The following is a 20,957-nucleotide window of genomic DNA, read 5'->3' as shown; positions in this document are numbered from 1 at the left end:
AAAACGGCACAATTTTTGACCGTAGTGGCGAACGATACGTCGGTTCCACTATAGCAAATAATAGCGCCGCTGCAAGAACTCTGTTTTCGGATAGCCAAAAAAATGTTCTGTGTTGGGGAAACCTTTAAGTGGAAAGCGCGTGTATCACCGAATGAGATGAGCACTCAGAAGACCGTCCGTCAATCGGCCGATACCGTCGAGGAGAACGAACTCCGCCTCGAACAGGACAAAGCCGAGCAGATCGTCGACGCGTTGAACACCGAACTGGCGAACTCGTACGTCCTCTACCACCAGCTCAAGAAGCACCACTGGGTCGTCGAGGGCGCCGAGTTCCTGCCGCTCCACGAGTTCTTGGAAGAGTCCTACGAGCACGTCGAAGAGGGTGCCGACGAGATCGCAGAGCGCGCGCAGGCCCTCGGCGGCGTCCCGGTCTCCGGGCCATCGAACCAGGAAGAGCGGGCAACCGTCGAGTTCGAGGGCGAAGACGTCCTCGACATCCGGTCCGCGTTCGAGAACGACCTCGAGATGTACGGCGACATCATCGAGTCGATGCGTGACAGCATCGAACTCGCCGAGAACCTCGGCGATTACGCGACTGCGGAAATCCTCCGGGACATCCTCGTGACGCTCGAGGACGACGGCCACCACTTCGAGCACTACCTCGAAGACGACACGCTGGTGCTCGAAGAGGCGACACACTAAGGAATCGGGAGCCGACCGCGCCGACGGTGGATTATTTTTGTCCGTTTATGTGCCTACAATAGACGACGGACCGTCGACACGGCGACATCCAGTATCTACTGAAGGAGAGATCTTGTCGCGGTGTCTGGGGCCACCCGGTAGAGAACGTTGCAGAAACGAAGGCGATAACTGAGTCCAACCAGCGGTACCAGATCGTCGAGCGTATCTGACTGGGACAGACTTACGGCTCGAGATCGACGGTTAGGTCCGTCGCGATCCACCCGTCGTTGTTGTCTTGCTCAGTGAAGACGATCTTGCCGGGCCGGGTTTCGTGACAGGAGACGGCCACAGCGGGGAGATCGAGTTCATCGTCGGTCGTCGGGTCCACGTTACGGGCAGGCACGTCCATTACGAGGGATTAGGTGGGCCTAAATCTAAAAGGGTTTTGGTCGCCTTTCGAAATGGGATCTTTTTTCATGGTTGGTTTCGTTCGTTTGGCTATGAGTTCCCATGATGGCTGCTCACAGGGGTCGGGCAGTCGACACCGCGGACGGGCAGCGATCGCCCAGGTGTTCGGAATCGATCCCGAAAACATCGAATCGCTGAGTTGGTCCCTCGGCACTCGTGTGACCACTGACGACGACGCCTCCCGAGAGTTCACACTCGAGTGTCGTGGTTCGAATCGGGAGATTACCGCGTTCGCCGTCACCGAGTACACCATGGTACTGCGACTCCGGACGCCGGTCGGCCGCGAGAAGTTCTACGGCGTCGCCAACGACGACATCGACGACCGGCAGGCGGCCGGGAACTGGATTCACACGGCGTAAGCGGACCGGCTACTCGCCGGCGAGAGTACTGTTCTCGAAGCGGAAGCGACACCCGGATTCATTGGCCTCGGTCCGGATACGTACTGTATGGAGTTCGACGTGATCCAGGGCGACATCGCCGCACAGTCCGCAGACGCACTGGTCAACGCGGCCGGCACCAGCCTCCGGATGGGCTCCGGCGTCGCCGGGGCGCTCCGCCAACGTGCGGGCGAGAAGATTAACGACGAGGCGATGGAACGCGGGCCGGTCGAGCTCGGGGCAGTCGCAGTCACGGACGCTTACGATTTAGACGCCGAGTACGTCATCCACGCCGCCGCGATGCCTCACTATGGCGACGGGGAAGCGACCGACGAAAGCATTCGCGATGCGACCCGAAACGCGCTCGAGCGAGCGGACGAACTCGGCTGCGAGTCGCTCGTGATCCCGGCGCTCGGCTGCGGCGTCGCCGGGTTCGATCTCGCCGACGGCGCAGCGATCATCGGCGACGAAATCGCCGTCTCCGACCCGAACTCGCTGACGGACGTTCGATTCATCGCGTACGGCGACGCGGAGTACGAGACGATCCGCGCTGCGACCGGGACGGCAGAACAGTCCGAAATGAACGATACCGGGGCTGCCGATCGATAGCGAGTACCCGCCCAGACCGCTCAGGACAGCGATAGCCCGCGAATGTCGACCGTCTTCCCTTCCGCAACGCGGCCGATAATCCGACCGTCCGTCTCGGCCGCGAGTTCACTCGCCGCCTCCTCGGGAAGTGCGACGACGAACCCGGTACCCATGTTGAAGGTGCGGTGCATCTCCGCGTCGGTCACCGCGCCCTCCCGCTGGATGAACTCGAAGATGGGCTGTGCCGGCAGTGGCTCGTCGATCACGTACCGTCGGTCGCCCATGCGCAGCAGGTTCGTCCAGCCGCCGCCGGTGACGTGGGCGGCCGCGTGGACGCCGTGGTCGCACATCGGTTCGAGGAGGTCCGTGTAGATCCGGGTCGGTCGCAGGAGTTCCTCGCCGATGGTTCGCTCGGGAGCGAGCGGGAACTCGTCGTCGTAGTCGTGCTCGCGCGTGACGGCTTCGCGGGCGAGCGTGAGGCCGTTCGAGTGGATACCGTTCGAGGGGAAGCCGACGAGCGCGTCCCCGACCTGTGCCTCGCCGTCGAAGACGGCGTCCTTGTCGGCGAGTCCGACGCAGGTTCCGGCGAGGTCGAAGCCCTCGACGACGTCGGGCATGACGGCGGTTTCGCCGCCGAGCATGGTGAGGTCGGCCCGTTCGAGGCCGACGGCCAGTCCCTCGCCGATCTCGTTGGTCAGCGTTTCGTCGGGGTCGTCGATCGCGAGGTAGTCGACGAAGCCGACGGGGTCGACACCTGCAGCGACGAGGTCGTTTACGTTCATCGCGATGCAGTCGATGCCGATGGTCGAAGCGTCACCGACGGCTTCGGCGACGAGGAGTTTCGTGCCGACGCCGTCGGTGGCGAGGGCGAGGTATCGGTCGCCGATGTCGAGCAGGCCGGCGTACTCGGTCGTGAGGTCGCTGCCGAAGGCCTCGAGCAGGGCCGCGGTCGCGTCCTCGCTGGCGTCGATGTCGACGCCGGTGTCGGCGTAGGTGAGCCGTTCTTCGTCGTCGTGCTGGTTCCCGTCGTCCGCGGACTCCGTCATGTGGGAACGACCGCGCGGGGCGAGCAAAAGATCACCGGTCCGTCGAAGCCACAGCAGGAAAGTGGAAGAATCAAGGCCGGCGCAGATCAGAACAGCCCGACGAACAACACGACGTACCCCGCGAGCAGAATGCTCGGGATGAAGACGAGTGCGAAGACGCCCTTGTTCCAGTTGTAAATTGACTTGCCGTCGAGCGGGCCGAACGGAATCATGTTGAACGCGGCCAGGAAGAGGTTGATCCAGACGCCCATCTGGCCGATCGTCCCGAGAAGATTGGGGAAGATCATCAGCGGGAGGAACAACAATGCGAGCAGGAGGTTCGTGACCGGGCCCGCGAGCGAGATCATCGCGTTCTCGCGCTTCGTGATCCGGCCGCGATGGTAGACGGCCCCGGGTGCAGCGAAGAGAAAGCCGATCAGGGCGCTCATGATCGCCATGAAAAGCATCTGGTAGTCGGCGCGAAACTCCGCAATCTGGCCGTGTTCGATGGCGACGACCTTGTGTGCGAGTTCGTGAAGCAGGAAGGCGACGCCGACGGTGACGAAGCTCAGTCCGACCATTAGGATGAAACTTCCCATGGTGGCCCCGCGGTGGATCGGGGCGAGCATGAGCGCGAACGCGACGCTGAGCGTGATCCAGGAAAGCGCCAGGTCGAGCAGTTCCTTGTCGCTAAAGGAGAGTTCGGGTTCGGACCGACGACCGGTTTGAACGCTCATGGGAGCAACCCTCGAAGGAGTTCGAGGCTGTTTTCGGCTCCGTGAAGCAGTTCGGCAAGGAGGGCGTCGACGCCGCCGATACCCGGGGCCAGCCATTCGAGGACGACGAACGGGAACAGGATGGTCGCGATCAGGCTGCCGATGTTCGTCAGCGCGACGATCATGATCAGTCGAAATAGCGGCACGTTGAACATGTCATCAATCGCCTCGGAGATCGGGCGGTCGGCGTCGCCGACGATTTCGTTCAGCGTCTGGATGTCGCGAACGTTGACCGGGCGGTGTTTGAGTTCGACGTAGCCGGCGAACCAGCCCGGCGCAAGCAGCGGATTGATGCTGGTCAGCCACGCGACCGCGCCGCCGACGCCGGCGCTGGTCCAGCGTGCGCCGGCGAGTCGGGCGAGCGTGAACGCGAAGATGCCGTTGAACAGGAACCACGCCGCAAACAGCTGGAGCAAGAACGTATCTTGCACGCCAGCCATCATCAGCAGGAAGAAAAAGCCGACGAAACCGACCATAGCCAGGTAGCCGAGTATCTTCAACGGCGAGAAGCGTCGACTTGAGGCAGTCCCGGTTATCGACTCCATGGGCGGGAGTTCGTCCGGGTGCTCGAGGTATCGCTCGATACCGGCTCTGTGGCCGGCACCGACCACCGCCAGCACGTCGTACCCGTGTTCGCGCAGCGTATGCAGGTTGTGTGCGATGTAGGCGTCCCGTTCGTCGATCAGTGCGTTCGCCCCGCGCGGGCTGAACTGGCGGAACTCCTCCATCATCGCGGAGACGACGTCGCCGTCGGTCATCTCCTCGATATCGATCTCCTCTACCTCCTCGACATCGCCGCTAAGCAGGCCGAAGAGAACTCCGAGGAGAGCCCCGACCGAGACGCCGACGCCGAGCCCGGTGAGCGCGCCGACCACGCTACGGAGCGAGTAGCTGCCGGCGTTCTCGAACAGCGTCGCCGAGATCGGGCCGACGAACGTCCCCGTCTCGACGAGCGCCAGCGACCCGCCGACCCCGATTACGATGCCGACGAGCGTGCGAGCCGAAACGCCGTTTACGAACTCGCCGCCGTAGCGGTCGGCCGCCTTGATCGAGGGAAGGAAGAGGAGACCAACGAACGCACCGGCGATCGTTCCGAGACCGAGCGCACCGACGGTCTGAAGCGCCGCCGATTCGGTGAACCCGAGCAAGAAGAAGTCACCGAGACCGACCATCGGGGCGATAAAGATGGCAAAGAGGAGGCCAGTAAGGAGGCCGACGACGGCCCCGAAGGTGAGACCGATCGTTCGGGGATCGGTGATACCGAGGGCGAGACCGCCAACCATCTTCAGTTTCTCCGTAAACGAGAGGCCGTTCCAGAATCGCTGGATCGTCACCTGAATGTCTCGGTCGACGAGCGAGACGCCGCTCCCGTTGCGTTCGGCCGCATCGATCGCGGCGCGCATGTCGGCACCGGGTTCGATGTCGAACTGATCGCCGAGCCGTGACTGGACGTACGAGAGCATCCAGTAGGCCAGGAACTGAAAGACCGTGTTTCCCGAGAGGAGGTCCTGGGATTCGATGTCGTCGGGAGCGCCGCCTTGCATCTGATTGTACCGGCCTTCGTCGAGTTCGACGGCGACCACGTCGGGTTGCTCTTCCGCGACGGCGTCGCGAACGTCGTCGACGCTCGCCTGCGAGACGTGAGCAGTTCCGAGAACGGTGACGGAACCGTCCTGCGACGTATCCGTCTCGCCGGCCGCGACGGGATCGGGGAGGTCCGGCGCGTCGGCGTCGCCTGCATTACTCATTACCGGATCAACTCGGCCACGACTTTTACCAGTATCGAACTGCGCGATGGTAGCGCGTCCCAGCCGTGTACGGCGACGGCAAGACTGATTGTCGTCGTGGGGAAACTGCGGGCAATGACCGATCTGATGGAGACGCTCGTCGAGAACCGAGAGATGGTACAGCCGAACCACGCCAACATGCTCGACTCGGCCCACGGCGGGAACGTCATGAAGTGGATGGACGAAGTCGGCGCGATGTCGGCCATGCGGTTCTCGGGCGAAACCTGCGTCACCGCCCGCGTCAACCAGATGAACTTCGAACGACCGATCGCCGTCGGCGACACGGCACACATCACGGCTTACGTCTACGATGCGGGCGAATCGAGCGTCCGCGTTCGCCTGATCACCGAGCGCGAGGACCCCCGAACCGGCGAGCGCGAGAAGACGACCGAGTCGTACTTCGTCTACGTCGCGATCGACGAGGACAACGAGCCGACAACGGTTCCCGAACTCACGGTCAGTACCGACGAGGGAGCGCGGCGGCGCGAACGGGCGCTTGCGAACGAACAGCGCGAGTATCGGAACCGGGACTGACAGCACCAAACCGAAGCCAACTCTCTTTCATACTGATACTGAACTCGGTTGCGGTTCTTCGGCCACCGAAACTCGAAATCCCGGTATTGCCTGAGATGCTCGTTGAGAGTCTTACGAGAACCGAACCGTCTCGGTCCCCGGCTCGAGTTCAACGCGCGCACCGATCGGAATCGGCGTCGTCGGCCAGGTGTGCCCGAAGTCGACGTTGAAGACGATCGGGGCGGTGGGATTGTACCGATCGAAGGCCTCCGTGATCACCGTCCGCTGCTGGGTGCGGTACTGCGTGCGGCGCTCGGCCGGCCGATCATCGAGATGCGACCGCGCCGGCGGTCGCCCGACGAGAACGCCGTCGAACCGCTCGAGCAGTCCGCGCTCGCCCAGCGCCCGAAGGACGCCCGCGACCCAGGATGATTCGGGCAACTCCTCGGAGGTTTCGAGCGCGAGGATCGTTCCGTCGAGTTCGGTCTCGTCCGGCAGGTATCGTCCCGCGAGAAACTGCTGATCGAGGATTTCGAGACAGCCGCCCCAGAGTCGCCCCGCGGCGCGCTCGTCGCCGCCGGCCCACCGCCAGCCGGGATTCGGCTCGGTCTCGCGGGGCTCGTCGAGCAGTTCGGGCGTCGCCCAGTCGCCGGGTTCGTCCGTGAGCGCCCCGGCGGGGCGGATCTCGCCGACCGACTCCTCGAAGAACGCGCGCTCGGTGAACTCGACGGTGTGCTCGAACAGGTGCCCGTCCATCGCGAGTTCGGCCATCACGGTCGGGCCGTAGTAGGAGACGATGCCGAGGTTCCAGAGGTAGAGCGCGAGGTTCGTGTTATCGCTGTAGCCGTAGAACCGCGTCGGATTCTCCCGGAGAACGTCGGGATCGAGGTGTTCGAGAACTCGAATCTGGTCGTTCCCACCGATCACGGCGATAACGCCGCTGATATCCGGGTCTTCGAACGCGTCCATGATGTCCCGTGCACGGGCTTCCGGGTGCTCCAGCAGGAACTCGTCATCGTGCGATACCGTCGGGAACTCGACCGGCTCGAGGTCGAACACCTCGCGAAGGCGTTCGAGACCGAGTTCGTAGACCTCGCTGAACTCGGTCGTCGGGTTCGACGACGGGGCGATCACCGCGATCTCGTCACCGCGTTCGAGCGGCGGTGGGATTACAAACGACGGCATGGCGACTACTGCTCAGTAGAATTGTATAATGCTACCGCACCATTGTTCCGTGTTCACACTGTTTATCCGGAGCGCTGCGCCGACGCGCGAGGGTCCGCTAGCCGCCACTCGATGACGGCGTCGGCGAGCACGATGAGGGCGAGGAAGACGCCCGCCCCGAACGAGACTACCCCGCTGATGCCGCCGATTCCGGACACAGCGACACTGCTATAGCCAGCCCACAGCGAGACGCAAAGACACGGCACCGAAAGCGCCGCAAACACCTTCTCGACGGCGCTCCCACCGACTGCCGCCCAGGCGACCAACGACAGCGGAAGCAACGCTGGCACCACGACAAACACGATGGGCGTCACCGTCTCACCATCGATCGGGAGGCCAGCGAGCGACCAGCCGAAGAGTCCTACTATCGACCCGAGGACGATGCTCCCTGGAATCACACCCACCAGGAAGAGTGCAAGCGCGTACGAACTCGTTCGGATCGTGCGGGCGAGCCGTTCCATACTTGCGATTCGTGTCACCTACTCATAAATATTAGCAGGATTCTACGTGTCGTCGGTCGAAACGGATACCCCGTCGTACCCCTGTTACGACGAGCGCTCGAGTTCGAGATCGGCAGTATCGATGTCCGCGTCGGCCGCGCGCTCGTTCGCGTCGAGAACGCGATCGAGTCGGCGCTCGAACTCGGCTTCCGTCAGTTCGCCCTCGGCGTACCGGCGCTGGAGCGTCGTCACCGGATCGGTTCCGGTGGGCGAGTCGGCGTCCTCGCTCGTCTCGCGGTCGGTGGACCGACCGATCTCGGCCTCGCGGTCCTGTTTGGACGCCTGTCGCGCGAGAAACCAGACGAGAAATGCGCTGGCGACGAGCAACACCGTGAGAACGACCGCATACAGGGGACCGGCAAACAGCGCCACCGCGATGACGATCACGTCCGCAAGGACGAACGTAATTGCAAAGATTTCCGGGAGGCTGTAGCCGTAACCTCGGCTCCCGGTTTCGGGGGCCCGCTCAGCGCCGCGCCCGCTACGATTGCCCATACGGGAGTGTCACGGGCGAGCCGAATAACTGTGGGGGAAACCAACGCCCGGGCTGCCGAACGAACCCATCGAACGAACGTCGAACTCGTCGAACGACCGATGGTATTTACCCCTCGGCAGTCCGAGCGTGACGTATGACACTCGCGGTCGACCCCCCAGAACCGCCGACGCTCGATTTCGTCGATCCCAACGAGTACGAGGACGCGACGATCAGCGGCGGCTCCGAAGAGATCGACTACCGCCGCGAAGAACTCCAAGAGTTCCTCGAGAACGGTGCCTGGGAGGACGCCTTCGAGGAGTGGCGAGCCGACACCGACCTCGATCAGCGCGAGTTCGGTATCGCTCGCGACCTCGATCTCTTCGCGGAATTCGACTTCTTCTGGGACGACTTTGCCGACCGAGTCGGCTACCACGCACCCGGTATTCCGGAGGACTGGCAGGCGCGGGAGTACCATCCCGAACTCGATACCTGGGGCACCGTCTCGGCGATCAACGCCGCGCTGACCGAGTTCGGACAGGTCGTCTCGGTGATCTTAAAAGCAGAGTACATCGACTGGGAGGCGGCGTACGAACCGCCGGAGGACCTGCCGGATTTCGACTGACAGCTCGGTGGTTTGTCGTCGGTCCAGTCTCGGCTTAGCCCGCCCACTCTCCCGCTAGGTCCCCGCTTACGTTCTCGCGCCAGAACGTGAACTCGTCCTCACAGGCTTCGTTCTCGTGGATGTGATCGACGAAGCCAGCGCCCGGCGAGGCGAGCTCGTCGCCGCAGAACGGGCACGAAACGGGATCGGACCAGTCGGTTGTAGTTACTGCCATGCGTAGAGCGGAGTACGGCGAATCCGTATATAAATGCTGCCTGCTAGGGGAGAATACAATAATATGTGATTTAACCACATTCTCATTTCAGATCGAGTGCCGATCGCGATGCGTCCATGTCTCCGTGGCGGTAGCCAAGAGATCTGCCGGGACCGGAGGCTTCTCGTCGGCTGCCCGTCCTACGGGAAACGAGAACCGAATGTCGGTTAGGACGGCGGTACGACGAGTCGGCCACTTCGATGCGCTGTTACTGACGGCCGGAATCTGGTTTCTGGCGAAGTTTCTGCGATACGTTTTCCCGCCGCTTTTCGGTTCGTTTCAGGAAACGTATCACGTCTCGAACGCCGCCCTGGGGACGGCGTTTTCCGGATTCATGCTGGTGTACGCGGCGATGCAATTTCCGTCGGGCGTGCTCGCCGACCGCCTCGGCTCGGTGACGGTCATCACGACCGGGGTGTTCGTCGCCGCGGGGTCCGCACTCGCCCTCGTCGTCGACTCGTCGTTTCTCGTCCTCGTCGGCGTGATGCTCGTTATGGGCGCGGGGACTGGCGCGCACAAGACCGTCGCCGTCAGACTGCTCTCGCGAGCGTATCCGGCGCGAACCGGCCGCGCGCTCGGGGTTTTGGATACGTTCGGTGCGTTCGCCGGCGTCGTCGCGCCCTGGGCCGTCGTGCTCGTTGCAGGCGTGCCGTTCGTGCTCGGGGCAAGCTGGCGGCTGGTCTTCCTGAGTGCCGGGCTCTGTGGACTCGTCCTGGCCGCGCTCTTCTGGACCCGCGTGCCACAGCGGGTCCCGGACGAAACGACGGACGGCGGCACGACCAGTGGCGTCAGTCTCGACGAGTTCAGGGAGTACGCGTCGCTCTTTCGCGACCCGCGGTTTGCGGCCTTCGCACTGTTGACCGTGCTGTTTTCGTTTACGTACAACGGCCTGGTCTCGTTCGCACCGCAGTATCTAACGACGGAAGCCGGATTGACCGACGGGATGGCGAACGTCCTCTTCAGCGGGCTCTTTCTGGCGAGTCTGGTGCAGTTGGTGACCGGCGATCTGAGCGACCGGGTCGGCCGACTGCCGCTTATTACCGCAACCCTTGGTCTCGCGTCGCTTGCGCTGATCGCGTTCGTCTCGCTGACGAACGCCGCCGGTCCGATCGTACTCGGCGGCGCGCTCATCGCTGCAGGCATCGGCTCGCACGGGTTTCGGCCTGTCAGGGGCGCGTATCTGATGTCGGCGATTCCGGACGACGTGGCCGGCGGAGGACTCGGCGTCGTCCGAACGCTGCTCATGGCGGCCGGTGCGATCTCGCCGGCGATCGTCGGCGTGATTTCGGACGCCGCCGGCTTCCAGCCGGCGTTCTGGCTGCTGACCGCCTCCATTATCGTCGCGACGGGTCTCGCCATCGTTCTCTGGCATACTGACCGACCCGCACATCACGAAAAGAGTTAACACACCTCAATCCCTACGGGTGGTATGACACTCGTCGAACCGGTCGAGTTCGAGTGCGTCCAGTGCGGCCGCCGGGAAGCGGTTGCCGACGCACTCGTCAGTACCTGTCGACAGTGCGGGGGCGAGATGCGAAACGTCGAACCGATCCACGACTGAGTAGACTCCTGTCCCTGCCGCGGTTTTTTGCCCCCGGTCGTCGACCTATCGTCCATGTCGCTGTACTCGGTTGCGTCCCTCGATACCGTCGAGTCGCGCGAACTGGACGAACTCGAACCGACGCTGTTTCCCGTCGGACTCGACCTGCAACCCGAGCAGATGCGGCCGAGCGTCTGGCACTACGACCGCGGCGAGGAAAGCACCTACCACCGGCAAGACGAGCAGGAGGAACTGTACGTCGTTCTCGAGGGAACCGTCGATGTGACGGTCGAACGGGAGACCGAACGCGACGTCGTCACGCTCACGAAACACGAGTTCATGGTCGTCCCGCCCGAGTCCTGGCGGCAACTCGAGGCCGTCGAGGAGAGTCGCGTGCTCGCGATCGGTGCGCCGAACGTCGCGGACGATTCGATCGTCGAAGACGAAACGACGGCTCGAAGCTGAGAGGAAGCGACCACCCGCAGCCGGAACGGGAGCCGTCTACCGAGTCACCGCGACGGCGGCCGCGAGCAACGCGACACCGATCGCGGCTGCGGCGACGCCGACCCCGCCCGTTCCGGGTACCGCGAGTGCGACGAGCGCGCCAGCGACGACGCCAGCGCCGCCGCCACCGGCGAGCAGCGGGCCGCCGAGTGAACTCGGCGACGGCGCCCGTTCCTCGCGGTCTTCGAGTTCCGAACGGAGCGCGGCGAACTCGTCTCGGCTCACGGTGTCCTCGAGGGCGGTGTTCAGTTCGTCGAGTCGCTCCTCGAGTGCGGTCTGCTCGGAGTCGACTGCCGAGACGGTTTCGCGGACCGCGTCGATATCGGCGGCTACCCGGTCCGTCTCAGCGGCGAGGTCGTCGACCGTTGCGGCGTCAGGGGTGGATTCGACGGCAGCCGAGAGCGTCTCGAGGTCACTCTCAATGTCGTCTACGTCATCGGTAACGCCCGTCACGTCCGCTTCGACGGAATCCGCGTCGGCGGCGACGGATTCGAGGCGGTCGCTGGAGTCGGTCACTCGCTCGTCGATCGCGTCGAGTCGGTCGGCCAGGGCCGCGAGTCGGTCCTCGAACGCCGCGTCTACGGTTTCGCTGGCCGCTTCGGCCGCTGCGACGCGATCCTCGAGTTCCTCGAGCTCTTCGAAAGTCGTCCGAACGGATTCGAGTTCGTCTTCGAGCGCCGTAACTGCGCTGCGGGTTGCGAGTTCACCCTCCGGACAGCGATCGGCAAGTGCGGTGAACTCGTCTGCGAGGCGGTCGGTATCGGCCGCGATGTCGTCGGTCCTGGTTTCGACTGCACCGAGGGCCGTCGTCGTTGTCTCGAGAGTCTCGTCCAGGTCGTCGACGCGCTCCCGATGGTCGTCGAGATCGGTTCTGCACTCGTCGACGCGGGCTTCGAGGTCGTCGAGAGCCGTCGTCGACGTGTCCGCTTCGAGTCGGTCGACCGTTGCTTCGAGCGTCTCGAGGGAGTCACGATCCGTTTCGAGCGCCGCCGTCGTCTCCGCGAGTTGCTCTTCGATCGCGTCGAGGTCCGCGGCGAGTTCATCGCGCGCAGCGTCGGCGTCGTCGATGCGCGAGTCGGTACGGGCCGAGAGTTCTTCGATCCGTCCGGAAACGGCGTCGAGTCGGGTCGCCTGTTCTTCGAGCCGACCGGCGACGCCGTCCACGCGCGTTTCGGCGGTTTCGAGCGCGGTGTCGATCTCGTCTTCGCGGTCCGAGGCACGCTCGGAGAGCGATTCTACTGTCGATTCGAGGGCGGCGACGGTGTCCGCCTCGGCGCGGTCGTCACTCGCGGCTTCGAGGTCGTCGATGCGCTCCCGGACGCGCTCAAGTTCGATTTCGACGGTGGTTTCGAGCCCTTCGAGGTCGGCCGTGAGGCCTTGAATCTCGTCGTCCCGGTTCGCGAGTCGGTCGAACAGGGTGTCGATAGCGGCGTCCGCGGCATCTCCGACGGCGGCGCTATCGGTGCCCGTATCGTCGAACGACAGCGTCGCGTCATCGGCCTGTGCCGCCGGCGCTGTGCGCTCGCTTTCTGGGACCTCGGCCGACGGTCCGTCCTTCGGCCCATCGTCCCAGATTACGTCCTCGTAGGGCTCGACTTCGTCCGCAGCGGCTGCGAGCGCGCCGCGCGCCGGGCTCGACTCGGGATCGTCGGCGAGTCGCACGCCGCGGATCGAGAGCGGCAGTCCCGCCGCATCGAATCGACCGCCCAGCAGGAACTCGAGCCCTTCGACGGCACCTGAGCCTGCGACTGCGATCGGCACGGCGACGCCCCGCTGAAGGTCGGCCTCGGTCGCCTGCACACCGAGTGCGTCGCCGAGTTCACCGACGAGGTCGTCGAACGCCGCGGCGAGTGCACGCTCGATCGGGCCGGTGTCCGCGTCGGGGTCGAGTTCGAACGTTTCGAGCACGCTGTGGACCCGTTCGGGTGTGTGACCGGTTTCATCGGCCGCCCGGTCGACGATCCAGTCGGTGCCCCGCGGAACGGCGAACGCGAGGACCGGGACGCCGTAGTACGCCAGCGCGACGCTCGTCGTCTGCGGTCCCAGACAGATGCCGAGTCCGGTGTAGTTGTCCGCAGCGAACTGGTCGTAGACGACCGCAAAGCCCCGGCTGATCGGCGTCACACCGACACCGAACTCGTCCTCGTTCCTGTCCCCGCCTCCGCTCTCGCTCTCATTCTTGTTCTCGTCACCGTGACGATTCACGACAGTTTCGAGCGTCGAGGCGACGGTCTCTCGGTGGGCGTCGGTCGGTGCGCCGGCGTCGACGAGCGTACCCGGTATCGTGTAATAGAGTCGACCGCCGGTTTCGGCCGACTGTGCCTGTGCCTGCCCCTGGGTCTCCTGCTCGGCGAAGACGCTCTCAACGAGTGCGGCAAACGCGGCGTCGCCGTGAGGAGCAGGCGGGAGCACGCCGTTCCGGAACAGCGACTCGGGTTCGTCGTCTTCCGCCTCCGCCGCCGCGAGTGCGTCCGAGCCGACGCGATACGCCGCGTCAGCGGTTTCGACGAGTTCAGCATCGCCCGCTGGCGGCGTCGCTTCGAGTGCTGAGGTCGCAAGCACGAGTGCGGGTGTCGACGCGACGGACGGTGAGGCAGGCTGGCCGCTCGCCAGTCGGATCGCGTCCGCACCGATATCGAGACCGTAGTCCATGCGACGACAACCCAGGGGTTACTCTTGGTACTTTGCCCGTGAGTACCAGATGTGAAAACGGGCGCGGGGCTGCTGACGGAGTTACTGCGGAACGCGCTGTCGCTCACCGACCGAAACCGCGTCCCCGGTCTCGATCGCTGTTCCCCACGACGACTCGGAGACGGTCGTGTTGACCATCAACCGGAAGTAGTGATCGAACCACTCCTCGCTCGCCCAGTCCGGCAGCGTCTCCCGGCGGCGCTCGATGAAGGTCTCTCGAAACCCGTCGGTCTGCTCGCCGGTGTCGGGGTTTCGCGTCGGAACCACGCACCGCTGGCATGGGTTGATCCCCTGGAACGTGGCTGCGCCGATAGTGAACGAAACTCCCTGTCCGGGAGGGCCGTAGAGGCGGTCCTCCCAGAACGCCGGAACGCCCTCGACCACGAGGTTCGGCCGAAGCCGACGACACAGCTCCGCCGAATCGATATCGTCGTACCACGATGCAACCGTCTCGAGCGTCGCCCTGGCGATTACGGTCGGGCCGGACGCGTCCGTATCGTCCGGAAATCCGCCCGCCTCGTTGCGAACGAGTTCAACGGGATAGCCGAGATACTCGGAGAGCCACGAGGCGAGACAGTCCCGGTCGAGTTCGAGGTGAAACGTATCGCCGTCTGCAGGCGGGTCGCCTGTATCCGAGAGCGACACCGTCTCGCGCTCGAGATCGTACTCAATGTGCAGTCCGTGAACCGCCGGTTCGCGCTTGCCGTTGACGTAGGTATCGCTTGCCTGCAGAGCGTGATCCGAACTCGAAATCGGTGGCGTATCGTCGAGGGGTTCGTTCTCACCGTTTCGCTTGACGATCGCGTAGCGCCGATCCCACGCCAGACCACCCCCAGTCTGAATTGTGGCTGTCTGAAGCGTCACTGCATCGAGGGACTTGATCGGGTGAATACGGATTCGATCCAGGGAGGCCATCGCGCGTAGTAACGAGATACTATCGTTTATGTATGCCCATTAGTTTCAGTTGGTGGTTGACAACTCACCACAGGCTAGAACGCACGGGTTACTGCCGAGGAAAACACAGCAGACCGCGAAACAACGGCACGTCTTTCCCTCGGAGTTAGAATTATTTCTGATGTGAGTTCTCATCGGAACACCTCTGATATCAGATGATTATAACGCTAGGAAGGGAGCGACTATATATCGGTCGTAGAGACGTATGAGACACCAAACACTGAATCCCGGTTCGGGAAGTCATGACACACTCAGCGCAAAATCCTCCACGTTTATACATCAGGATGATGGTGGGTTATGTATATGTCCGAAACCGGGACGGAACCCCGTCCGCTGGATCAACAGCTTCCCGACCCAGTAACAGCGTCGAACGTTCGGCACAATCCATCGCTCACCGAACTTCGCGACCTCGCCTCCCACCAAGAGACGACCACCGAGTTCGGATCGCCATCCTACGTCAGCGACGTCCGCTCGCGGAGCGCAGACCGGACGAAAAACGCCGTCGACCACGAGTTCACCGCGGCCGACGACGCGCTCGTCGAGGATGCAGTCGAACTCGCGGGTGAGCGCGAACTGGTCTGTGTCGACCGGCTGATGGGGCGACATCCGGAAGCGACCTTCTGTTGCCGACTGTTCGTCCCCGTCGAACACGCCCGTCTCGCACTGGGCTGGGCAAACTTATTCGAGCCGTCCGATGGGCGCGAGCCCGATCTGTACACCGTCCACCTGCCGGACTACGAGGAGCGAGCGATCCGCGTCCTCCCCGAAATCGGCTTTACCGCCGTTCTCGGAACCGATTACATCGGCGAGGCCAAGAAGTCGTTCCTCCGCCTGTTCATGTACCGGATCAAACAACAGGGCGGGCTCGGCCTTCACGCCGGCAGCAAGCACGTTCGCGTTCGCGACGAAGACGGCGACCTCCAGAGCGTCGGCCAGGCGTTCATGGGCCTCTCCGCGACCGGCAAGTCGACGCTTACCTCCCACGGCTGCTGGCTCGACGACCCCGAAGACGCCTCGATGCGCCAGGACGACGTCTGTGCGCTCCTCCCCGACGGCTCGGTCGCCGGTAGCGAGGCCACCGGTCTCTTCATCAAAACCATCGGCCTCGACGAGGACGAACAGCCCGGCCTCTACCGCGCCGCCACCGACGACTCCGCCATTCTCGAGAACGTCGCCGTCGACGACGACGGCACCGTCCACTTCGACGAGGACCGATACACCACGAACTCGCGCGCGGTCGTCCGCCGCGACGAACTCGAGAGCGCGGACGACGAGATCGATCTGGACGACATCGACCAGGTCTTTTTCATCACCCGAAACCCGTTGATGCCCCCCGTCGCGAAGCTCAGCAACGACCAGGCCGCCGTCGCGTTCATGCTCGGCGAATCGATCGAAACCAGCGCCGGCGATCCCTCGCGGGCCGGCGAGTCGATCCGCGTCGTCGGGACGAACCCGTTCATCATCGGCTCCGAGGGCGAGGAGGGCAACATCTTCCACGACCTGATCGACATCCTCGACGTCGACTGTTACGTCATCAACACCGGCTACCTCGGTGAACAATCCAAGGACATCGGCGTCACCGAATCGGTCACGATCCTCACCGAAGCCGCCCGCGGCACGATCGAGTGGACCGACGACGACCGAACCGACCTGACCATCCCCGAATCCGTTCCCGAACTCGATATCGAGGACTACTACGTCCCCGATCACGTCGACGACTACGACGAAGCAATCGCTGAACTCCGCGCCGAACGACGGGAGTATCTCGCCCAGTTCGAGGACCTTCGCGACGACATCGTCGACGCCGTCTACTGAGCGTTGAACAGTCGAACGGTCGGTCGGTGTCGGAGCCCGAATGGAATCCGGGAATTCCAGTATCCGGAACGGCATCAGAAACGTGACGATCGATTTCGAAACCCGGCGTCGAGTTCACGAACGTCGAAGGCAGACCTTGCCGGACAGCCATACTGTTATGTGCGTCCAGTTCCCATCACCGGCCATGAGCGTACAGTTGCGAAAACCAACCGCACGAATCTGTGAGTCGTGCGGGCGCGCTGAGCACTGGGACGACGACCTCGAAGCCTGGCAGATCGCCCGCGAGAGCGGCACAAAACAGGTCGGCAGCCCGCACTGTCTCCACGAGTGGGACATCAACGGGAACTTCAACCCGGTCGCGACAGACGAGTAACGGGAAAACGGCTGCAGAAGGCGACAGCCGATCGCTGCCACTCGACAGCCAGCAGCAAGCGAGTTCTCCAGGGGCGCTATTCAGTTCGGGGACACTCGAACAGCGCGCCCGTCGATGCCCGTCGGTCGCTCTCGCGCCGACCCGGCCGTCTCCGTGGCTCCATCTTTGTATCCCGACGCCGTACAGGACGCTCGATGCCAACAGTCTACATCACCGCACCGCCCGAATCGGCCACTGAACTCGCCGAGATGCTCGTCGATGAGCGCCTGGCCGCCTGCGTCAACCGACTCTCGACGACCTCGACGTACCGCTGGGACGGCGACGTGCACCGCGACGAGGAGACCATCCTCCTCGCGAAGACCACCGACGACGCCTACGATGAACTCGTCGCCCGCGTCGAGGACGCCCACCCCTACGATGTTCCGTGTATCGAACGCTTCGACGAGACGGCTGAACTCGAGTCGTTCGCGGCGTGGCGTGCGGAGAGCGTCGAGTAGCACCGTCGCGTGTCCGCGGTTTACTGCGAGGCGTGCGTCAGACCGTCACAGACGAGGACTGCCCGAAAAAGCAACCCTTAAAACTCGCGCACGGGTTGTGACGGGTATGGCTGGAACCATCGAAGTGCTCGTTCCGGGTGGCCAGGCCAACCCTGGCCCACCGCTCGGTCCCGAGCTCGGACCGACCCCCGTCGACGTGCAGGCGGTCGTACAGGATATCAACGACCAGACGGAAGCGTTCGACGGCACTGAAGTGCCCGTCACCGTCGACTACGAGGACGACGGCTCCTTCGAAATTGACGTTGGTGTCCCACCGACGGCGGCACTCGTCAAGGACGAGGCTGGCTTCGAGACAGGGAGTGGCGAACCCCAAGAGGACTTCGTCGCGGACCTCTCGATCGACCAGGTCAAGACGATCGCCGAGCAGAAACATCCCGACCTGCTCGCGTACGATACGAAAAACGCTGCAAAGGAAGTCGTCGGCACCTGCGCCTCCATGGGCGTGACTATCGAAGGCGTCGACGCCCGCGAGTTCAAAGCGAAAGTCGACGACGGCGAGTACGACGACGCGCTCGCCTAATCGGGATATCGCTGACCGCTAATAACGGCGCGTGATGGCGGGCCGTGGTCACGAGTTATTTCATTTTTCACCCGTCGATATCGAGGATCGAGACCCGTCTGTCACGGCCACCCACGTCGCGGATGTAAATAGCTGAAATACCGCCGTAGCGGGCGGTAAGTGATGGGGCTGCAGAACACAGGTGTCTGGAAAGAGGCGGCAATTAGTTTTTAAATCTTGTTCGCGGGCGGAACGGTGCGCTCATCCGGAGCAGTCGTGCCGCCGGCACTCATCAGCACGCGAACGAACGCGCCGATACCGAGCGAGGCAACCAGGACAGCGAGGAGGATGGTGATCCCTATCGAGAACCCTGCGACGCCACAGAGCGCTCCCCCAGCGAGAATTCCGGAGCCGAGCCGGTCTCGGCCGAGTCGGGCCATCGTTGCCCGTCCGACAGCAACGAATCCGAGCACCAGGAGTATCGGGAGGGTCGTTCCCCCGAGGAGAACCAGTGGAATGCCAAAGAAGATCCCGACGCTCTGTCCGACGAGAACATAGCCGGTGCTTGCGAGCCCGGCGAGGACGAGCCCGCTCGGAAGGCCGATACAGATCGAAATCACGGGACTTCGTCGCGCCGTTTCGACGGTCCGCGTGCCGTATCCCTGAACCAATCCCAGGACGACCAACGCGAGAACGACCGTTGCGGCGAACTGAAACCCGACCCGCCCGAGCGACCCGAGTGATCGATACGCCTCAACCGCTGCCCCCGACGTGAGCACCTCAATGACCGCGGACTTGGACCCGGACTCGGATGCACCCATCCCCACGTATAAATCTGCTGGCCACATATTCGAATTCATCACTGTCACTCTTCATAGAACTTCTGGTCGGTGCACGCTCTGCGGAGACCGAGAGTCGAACACTGAACCGGTCGGGACTCCAGTTCGACGGGTTTAAGTTCGACATGGCACTTCTCTCAACAGAGACAGGCATTGCCTGTTTCACTGACCCGTAGGAGCACTCCTGCGTACTACGGAGGTGAACGATGGCAGATTCGGATATCGAAACCGCAGTGGATCGCGCACTCGAGGACGCGCCCGATCGGAACTTCACCGAGACGGTCGACCTCGCGATAAATCTGCGCGACCTTGACCTGAACGAACCGTCGAATCGTGTTGACGAGTCCGTCGTCCTCCCGTCCGGCACCGGACAGGAGACGCGTATCGTCGTTATCGCCGAAGGAGAGACCGGTGTCCGCGCCGAAGAGGCTGCGGACGAGGTCCTTTCGGTCGACGACGTCGCGGATCTGGACGACGACGACGCCAAAGATATGGCGGACGAGACCGACTTCTTCATCGCCGAAGAGGCGATGATGCAAGACATCGCCCGGCATCTCGGTACTATCCTCGGTCCGCGAGGGAAGATGCCGGACCCGCTCTCGCCCGACGACGACGTCGTCGAGACCGTCAACCGACTCAAGAACACCGTGCAGCTTCGCTCCGGCGACCGGCGGACGTTCCACACGCTCGTCGGCGCCGAAGATATGGACGCCGAAGACATCGCCGACAACATCGACGTTATCCTGCGTCGCCTGCACGCCGACCTCGAGAAGGGGCCCCAGAACATCGATGCCGTCTACATAAAGACGACCATGGGCCCATCCGTGGAGGTGGCCTAATATGAGCGCCCAGGCAGATCGCAAAACGGAGAACCTTCCCCAGTGGAAGCAAGAGGAAGTCGCCGACCTCGAAGCACTCATCGAGAACTACGAGAGCGTCGGCATCGTCGGCATCGCCGGCATTCCCTCGAAGCAGCTCCAGGACATGCGCCGTGATCTCCACGGCACCGCAGAGTTGCGCGTCAGCCGCAACACGCTGCAGGTCCGTGCGCTCGAAACCGCTGGTCTCGACGATCTCGTCGACGACGTCGAGGGCCAGGTCGGCCTGATCGGAACGAACGACAATCCGTTCGCCCTCTACAAGGAACTCGAGGCCTCGAAGACGCCCGCCCCGATCAACGAGGGCGAGGTCGCCCCGAACGACATCGTCATCCCCGAGGGTGACACCGGTGTCGACCCGGGACCGTTCGTCGGTGAACTCCAGAGCATCGGCGCGAACGCACGCATCGAGGACGGTTCGATCCAGGTCATGGAGGACTCGACGGTCTTAGAGGCCGGCGGGGAAGTCTCTGCGGATCTGGCGAACGTCCTCAACGAACTCGGCATCGAGCCCAAGGAAGTCGGGCTCGACCTTCGCGCAGTCGTCGCCGAGGGCGTGCTCTTCGACCCCGAAGACCTCGACATCGACATCGAGGCCTACGAGAGCGACGTGCAGACGGCCGCCGCTCGCGCCCGGAACCTCTCGCTCAACGCGCCGTTCCCGACCGCGACGACGGCTCCGACACTCATCGCCAAGGCCACGGGCGAGGCCAAGAGCCTCGGCCTGCAGGCCGCCATCGAGGACGAAGACCTCATGCCCGACCTCGTCAGCAAGGCCGACGCACAGCTTCGTGCGCTCGCCGCCCAGATCGACGACGAGGAGGCCCTGCCTGACGAACTGCAGGACGTCTCCGCACCCGCCGCAGGCGCGGCCGGCGCGGACGATGAGGGCGAAGATGCAGACGAATCGGTAGACGACCAGGACGCCGAGGCCGACACCGACGATGACGATGATGACGACGAAGACGACGGTGACGGTGCGGAAGGACTCGGCGCAATGTTCGGCTAATCAACACAA

Annotated in this window: 25 protein-coding genes; 14 read left to right on the top strand and 11 right to left on the bottom strand. The window is 63.6% G+C overall.

The features are described from left to right. Window positions 1–156 precede the first annotated feature (156 nt). Window positions 157–702: a DNA starvation/stationary phase protection protein DpsA gene (gene dpsA / locus C480_RS01205; protein ID WP_006663798.1), complete on the top strand. Its 546-nt coding sequence runs from the start codon at window positions 157–159 to the stop codon at window positions 700–702. Window positions 703–922: 220 nt separating this feature from the next. Here the strand turns inward: dpsA and C480_RS23685 are convergent, their stop codons facing one another. Then, window positions 923–1,090, bottom strand: coding sequence for a hypothetical protein (locus tag C480_RS23685; protein WP_006109216.1), 168 nt, complete (start codon window positions 1,088–1,090; stop codon window positions 923–925). Between the two features lie 91 nt (window positions 1,091–1,181). Here C480_RS23685 and C480_RS01200 point away from each other — a divergent pair, with 91 nt between their 5' ends. Further along, window positions 1,182–1,508, top strand: a complete 327-nt coding sequence (locus tag C480_RS01200; protein WP_394296349.1) for a hypothetical protein — start codon at window positions 1,182–1,184, stop codon at window positions 1,506–1,508. Between the two features lie 87 nt (window positions 1,509–1,595). Next, window positions 1,596–2,135, top strand: coding sequence for a macro domain-containing protein (locus C480_RS01195; protein ID WP_006663796.1), 540 nt, complete (start codon window positions 1,596–1,598; stop codon window positions 2,133–2,135). 20 nt (window positions 2,136–2,155) lie between these two features. On the opposite strand, the gene purM is transcribed toward C480_RS01195, so the two are convergent. The 3 genes from purM to C480_RS01180 all read right to left on the bottom strand — a co-directional run bounded on the left by purM (window position 2,156) and on the right by C480_RS01180 (window position 5,663). After that, window positions 2,156–3,160, bottom strand: a complete 1,005-nt coding sequence (gene purM, locus C480_RS01190) for a phosphoribosylformylglycinamidine cyclo-ligase (protein ID WP_006663795.1) — start codon at window positions 3,158–3,160, stop codon at window positions 2,156–2,158. 86 nt (window positions 3,161–3,246) lie between these two features. Then, on the bottom strand, window positions 3,247–3,876 hold the full coding sequence (locus C480_RS01185; protein ID WP_006663794.1) for a zinc metalloprotease: 630 nt from the start codon (window positions 3,874–3,876) through the stop codon (window positions 3,247–3,249). Continuing rightward, window positions 3,873–5,663, bottom strand: a complete 1,791-nt coding sequence (locus tag C480_RS01180; RefSeq protein WP_006663793.1) for a TraB/GumN family protein — start codon at window positions 5,661–5,663, stop codon at window positions 3,873–3,875. Before C480_RS01180 ends, C480_RS01185 begins: the two co-directional genes overlap by 4 nt. A 114-nt stretch (window positions 5,664–5,777) precedes the next feature. Between C480_RS01180 and C480_RS01175 the strand changes: the two genes are divergently transcribed. Continuing rightward, a complete protein-coding gene (locus C480_RS01175; RefSeq protein WP_006663792.1) occupies window positions 5,778–6,236 on the top strand; it encodes an acyl-CoA thioesterase in 459 nt (152 codons plus the stop codon). A gap of 111 nt (window positions 6,237–6,347) precedes the next feature. Here the strand turns inward: C480_RS01175 and C480_RS01170 are convergent, their stop codons facing one another. The 3 genes from C480_RS01170 to C480_RS01160 form a co-directional block, all read right to left on the bottom strand. Then, a complete protein-coding gene (locus C480_RS01170; RefSeq protein ID WP_006663791.1) occupies window positions 6,348–7,400 on the bottom strand; it encodes a S66 family peptidase in 1,053 nt (350 codons plus the stop codon). Between the two features lie 62 nt (window positions 7,401–7,462). Next, entirely contained in the window at window positions 7,463–7,900 is a 438-nt protein-coding gene (locus C480_RS01165; protein ID WP_006663790.1) for a hypothetical protein, read from the bottom strand. Window positions 7,901–7,984: 84 nt separating this feature from the next. Then, window positions 7,985–8,434, bottom strand: coding sequence for an SHOCT domain-containing protein (locus C480_RS01160; RefSeq protein ID WP_006663789.1), 450 nt, complete (start codon window positions 8,432–8,434; stop codon window positions 7,985–7,987). A 134-nt stretch (window positions 8,435–8,568) separates the two neighbouring features. Here C480_RS01160 and C480_RS01155 point away from each other — a divergent pair, with 134 nt between their 5' ends. After that, a complete protein-coding gene (locus tag C480_RS01155) occupies window positions 8,569–9,036 on the top strand; it encodes a hypothetical protein (protein ID WP_006663788.1) in 468 nt (155 codons plus the stop codon). A gap of 34 nt (window positions 9,037–9,070) precedes the next feature. On the opposite strand, the gene C480_RS01150 is transcribed toward C480_RS01155, so the two are convergent. After that, complete coding sequence (locus C480_RS01150) at window positions 9,071–9,250, bottom strand: DUF7501 family protein (RefSeq protein ID WP_006663787.1); 180 nt, start codon at window positions 9,248–9,250, stop codon at window positions 9,071–9,073. Window positions 9,251–9,449: 199 nt separating this feature from the next. Between C480_RS01150 and C480_RS01145 the strand changes: the two genes are divergently transcribed. The 3 genes from C480_RS01145 to C480_RS01140 are packed head-to-tail and all read left to right on the top strand — an operon-like array spanning window position 9,450 to window position 11,294. Then, entirely contained in the window at window positions 9,450–10,694 is a 1,245-nt protein-coding gene (locus C480_RS01145) for an MFS transporter (protein WP_006663786.1), read from the top strand. 24 nt (window positions 10,695–10,718) lie between these two features. Next, window positions 10,719–10,850, top strand: a complete 132-nt coding sequence (locus C480_RS22885) for a rubrerythrin-like domain-containing protein (protein WP_006663785.1) — start codon at window positions 10,719–10,721, stop codon at window positions 10,848–10,850. Between the two features lie 54 nt (window positions 10,851–10,904). After that, on the top strand, window positions 10,905–11,294 hold the full coding sequence (locus C480_RS01140) for a cupin domain-containing protein (protein ID WP_006663784.1): 390 nt from the start codon (window positions 10,905–10,907) through the stop codon (window positions 11,292–11,294). Window positions 11,295–11,330: 36 nt separating this feature from the next. Here the strand turns inward: C480_RS01140 and C480_RS01135 are convergent, their stop codons facing one another. Together C480_RS01135 and C480_RS01130 are read right to left on the bottom strand one after the other, a co-directional pair. Continuing rightward, on the bottom strand, window positions 11,331–13,985 hold the full coding sequence (locus tag C480_RS01135; RefSeq protein ID WP_006663783.1) for a disk-shape morphogenesis protein volactin: 2,655 nt from the start codon (window positions 13,983–13,985) through the stop codon (window positions 11,331–11,333). 81 nt (window positions 13,986–14,066) lie between these two features. Next, window positions 14,067–14,939: an MOSC domain-containing protein gene (locus C480_RS01130; RefSeq protein WP_006663782.1), complete on the bottom strand. Its 873-nt coding sequence runs from the start codon at window positions 14,937–14,939 to the stop codon at window positions 14,067–14,069. A 342-nt stretch (window positions 14,940–15,281) separates the two neighbouring features. On the opposite strand from C480_RS01130, the gene C480_RS01125 reads away from it, so the two are divergent. From C480_RS01125 to C480_RS01110, 4 genes are all read left to right on the top strand, one after another. Beyond that, on the top strand, window positions 15,282–16,793 hold the full coding sequence (locus C480_RS01125; RefSeq protein WP_049903010.1) for a phosphoenolpyruvate carboxykinase (ATP): 1,512 nt from the start codon (window positions 15,282–15,284) through the stop codon (window positions 16,791–16,793). A 184-nt stretch (window positions 16,794–16,977) separates the two neighbouring features. Then, window positions 16,978–17,166 carry an HEWD family protein gene (locus C480_RS01120; RefSeq protein WP_006663780.1) on the top strand — a complete coding sequence of 63 codons (189 nt, stop codon included), beginning with the start codon at window positions 16,978–16,980 and terminating at the stop codon, window positions 17,164–17,166. Between the two features lie 194 nt (window positions 17,167–17,360). Continuing rightward, complete coding sequence (gene cutA, locus C480_RS01115; protein WP_006663779.1) at window positions 17,361–17,663, top strand: divalent-cation tolerance protein CutA; 303 nt, start codon at window positions 17,361–17,363, stop codon at window positions 17,661–17,663. A gap of 106 nt (window positions 17,664–17,769) precedes the next feature. After that, the gene (locus C480_RS01110; RefSeq protein ID WP_006109197.1) at window positions 17,770–18,243 is read left to right on the top strand and encodes a 50S ribosomal protein L11; all 474 of its coding nucleotides are present in this window, start codon (window positions 17,770–17,772) and stop codon (window positions 18,241–18,243) included. Window positions 18,244–18,452: 209 nt separating this feature from the next. On the opposite strand, the gene C480_RS01105 is transcribed toward C480_RS01110, so the two are convergent. Continuing rightward, window positions 18,453–19,043 carry a hypothetical protein gene (locus C480_RS01105; protein WP_006663778.1) on the bottom strand — a complete coding sequence of 197 codons (591 nt, stop codon included), beginning with the start codon at window positions 19,041–19,043 and terminating at the stop codon, window positions 18,453–18,455. Window positions 19,044–19,267: 224 nt separating this feature from the next. On the opposite strand from C480_RS01105, the gene C480_RS01100 reads away from it, so the two are divergent. Next, complete coding sequence (locus C480_RS01100; protein ID WP_006109195.1) at window positions 19,268–19,900, top strand: 50S ribosomal protein L1; 633 nt, start codon at window positions 19,268–19,270, stop codon at window positions 19,898–19,900. Between the two features lies 1 nt (window position 19,901). After that, window positions 19,902–20,948 (top strand): 50S ribosomal protein L10, encoded by a 1,047-nt coding sequence (locus tag C480_RS01095; protein WP_006663777.1) that lies wholly within the window; start codon window positions 19,902–19,904, stop codon window positions 20,946–20,948. Window positions 20,949–20,957 lie beyond the last annotated feature (9 nt).

The organism is Natrialba aegyptia DSM 13077 (genome assembly GCF_000337535.1).
In the GTDB taxonomy this organism is placed as follows: Archaea; Halobacteriota; Halobacteria; order Halobacteriales; family Natrialbaceae; genus Natrialba; species Natrialba aegyptia.
This window is presented reverse-complemented; position numbering and strand designations above follow the sequence as displayed.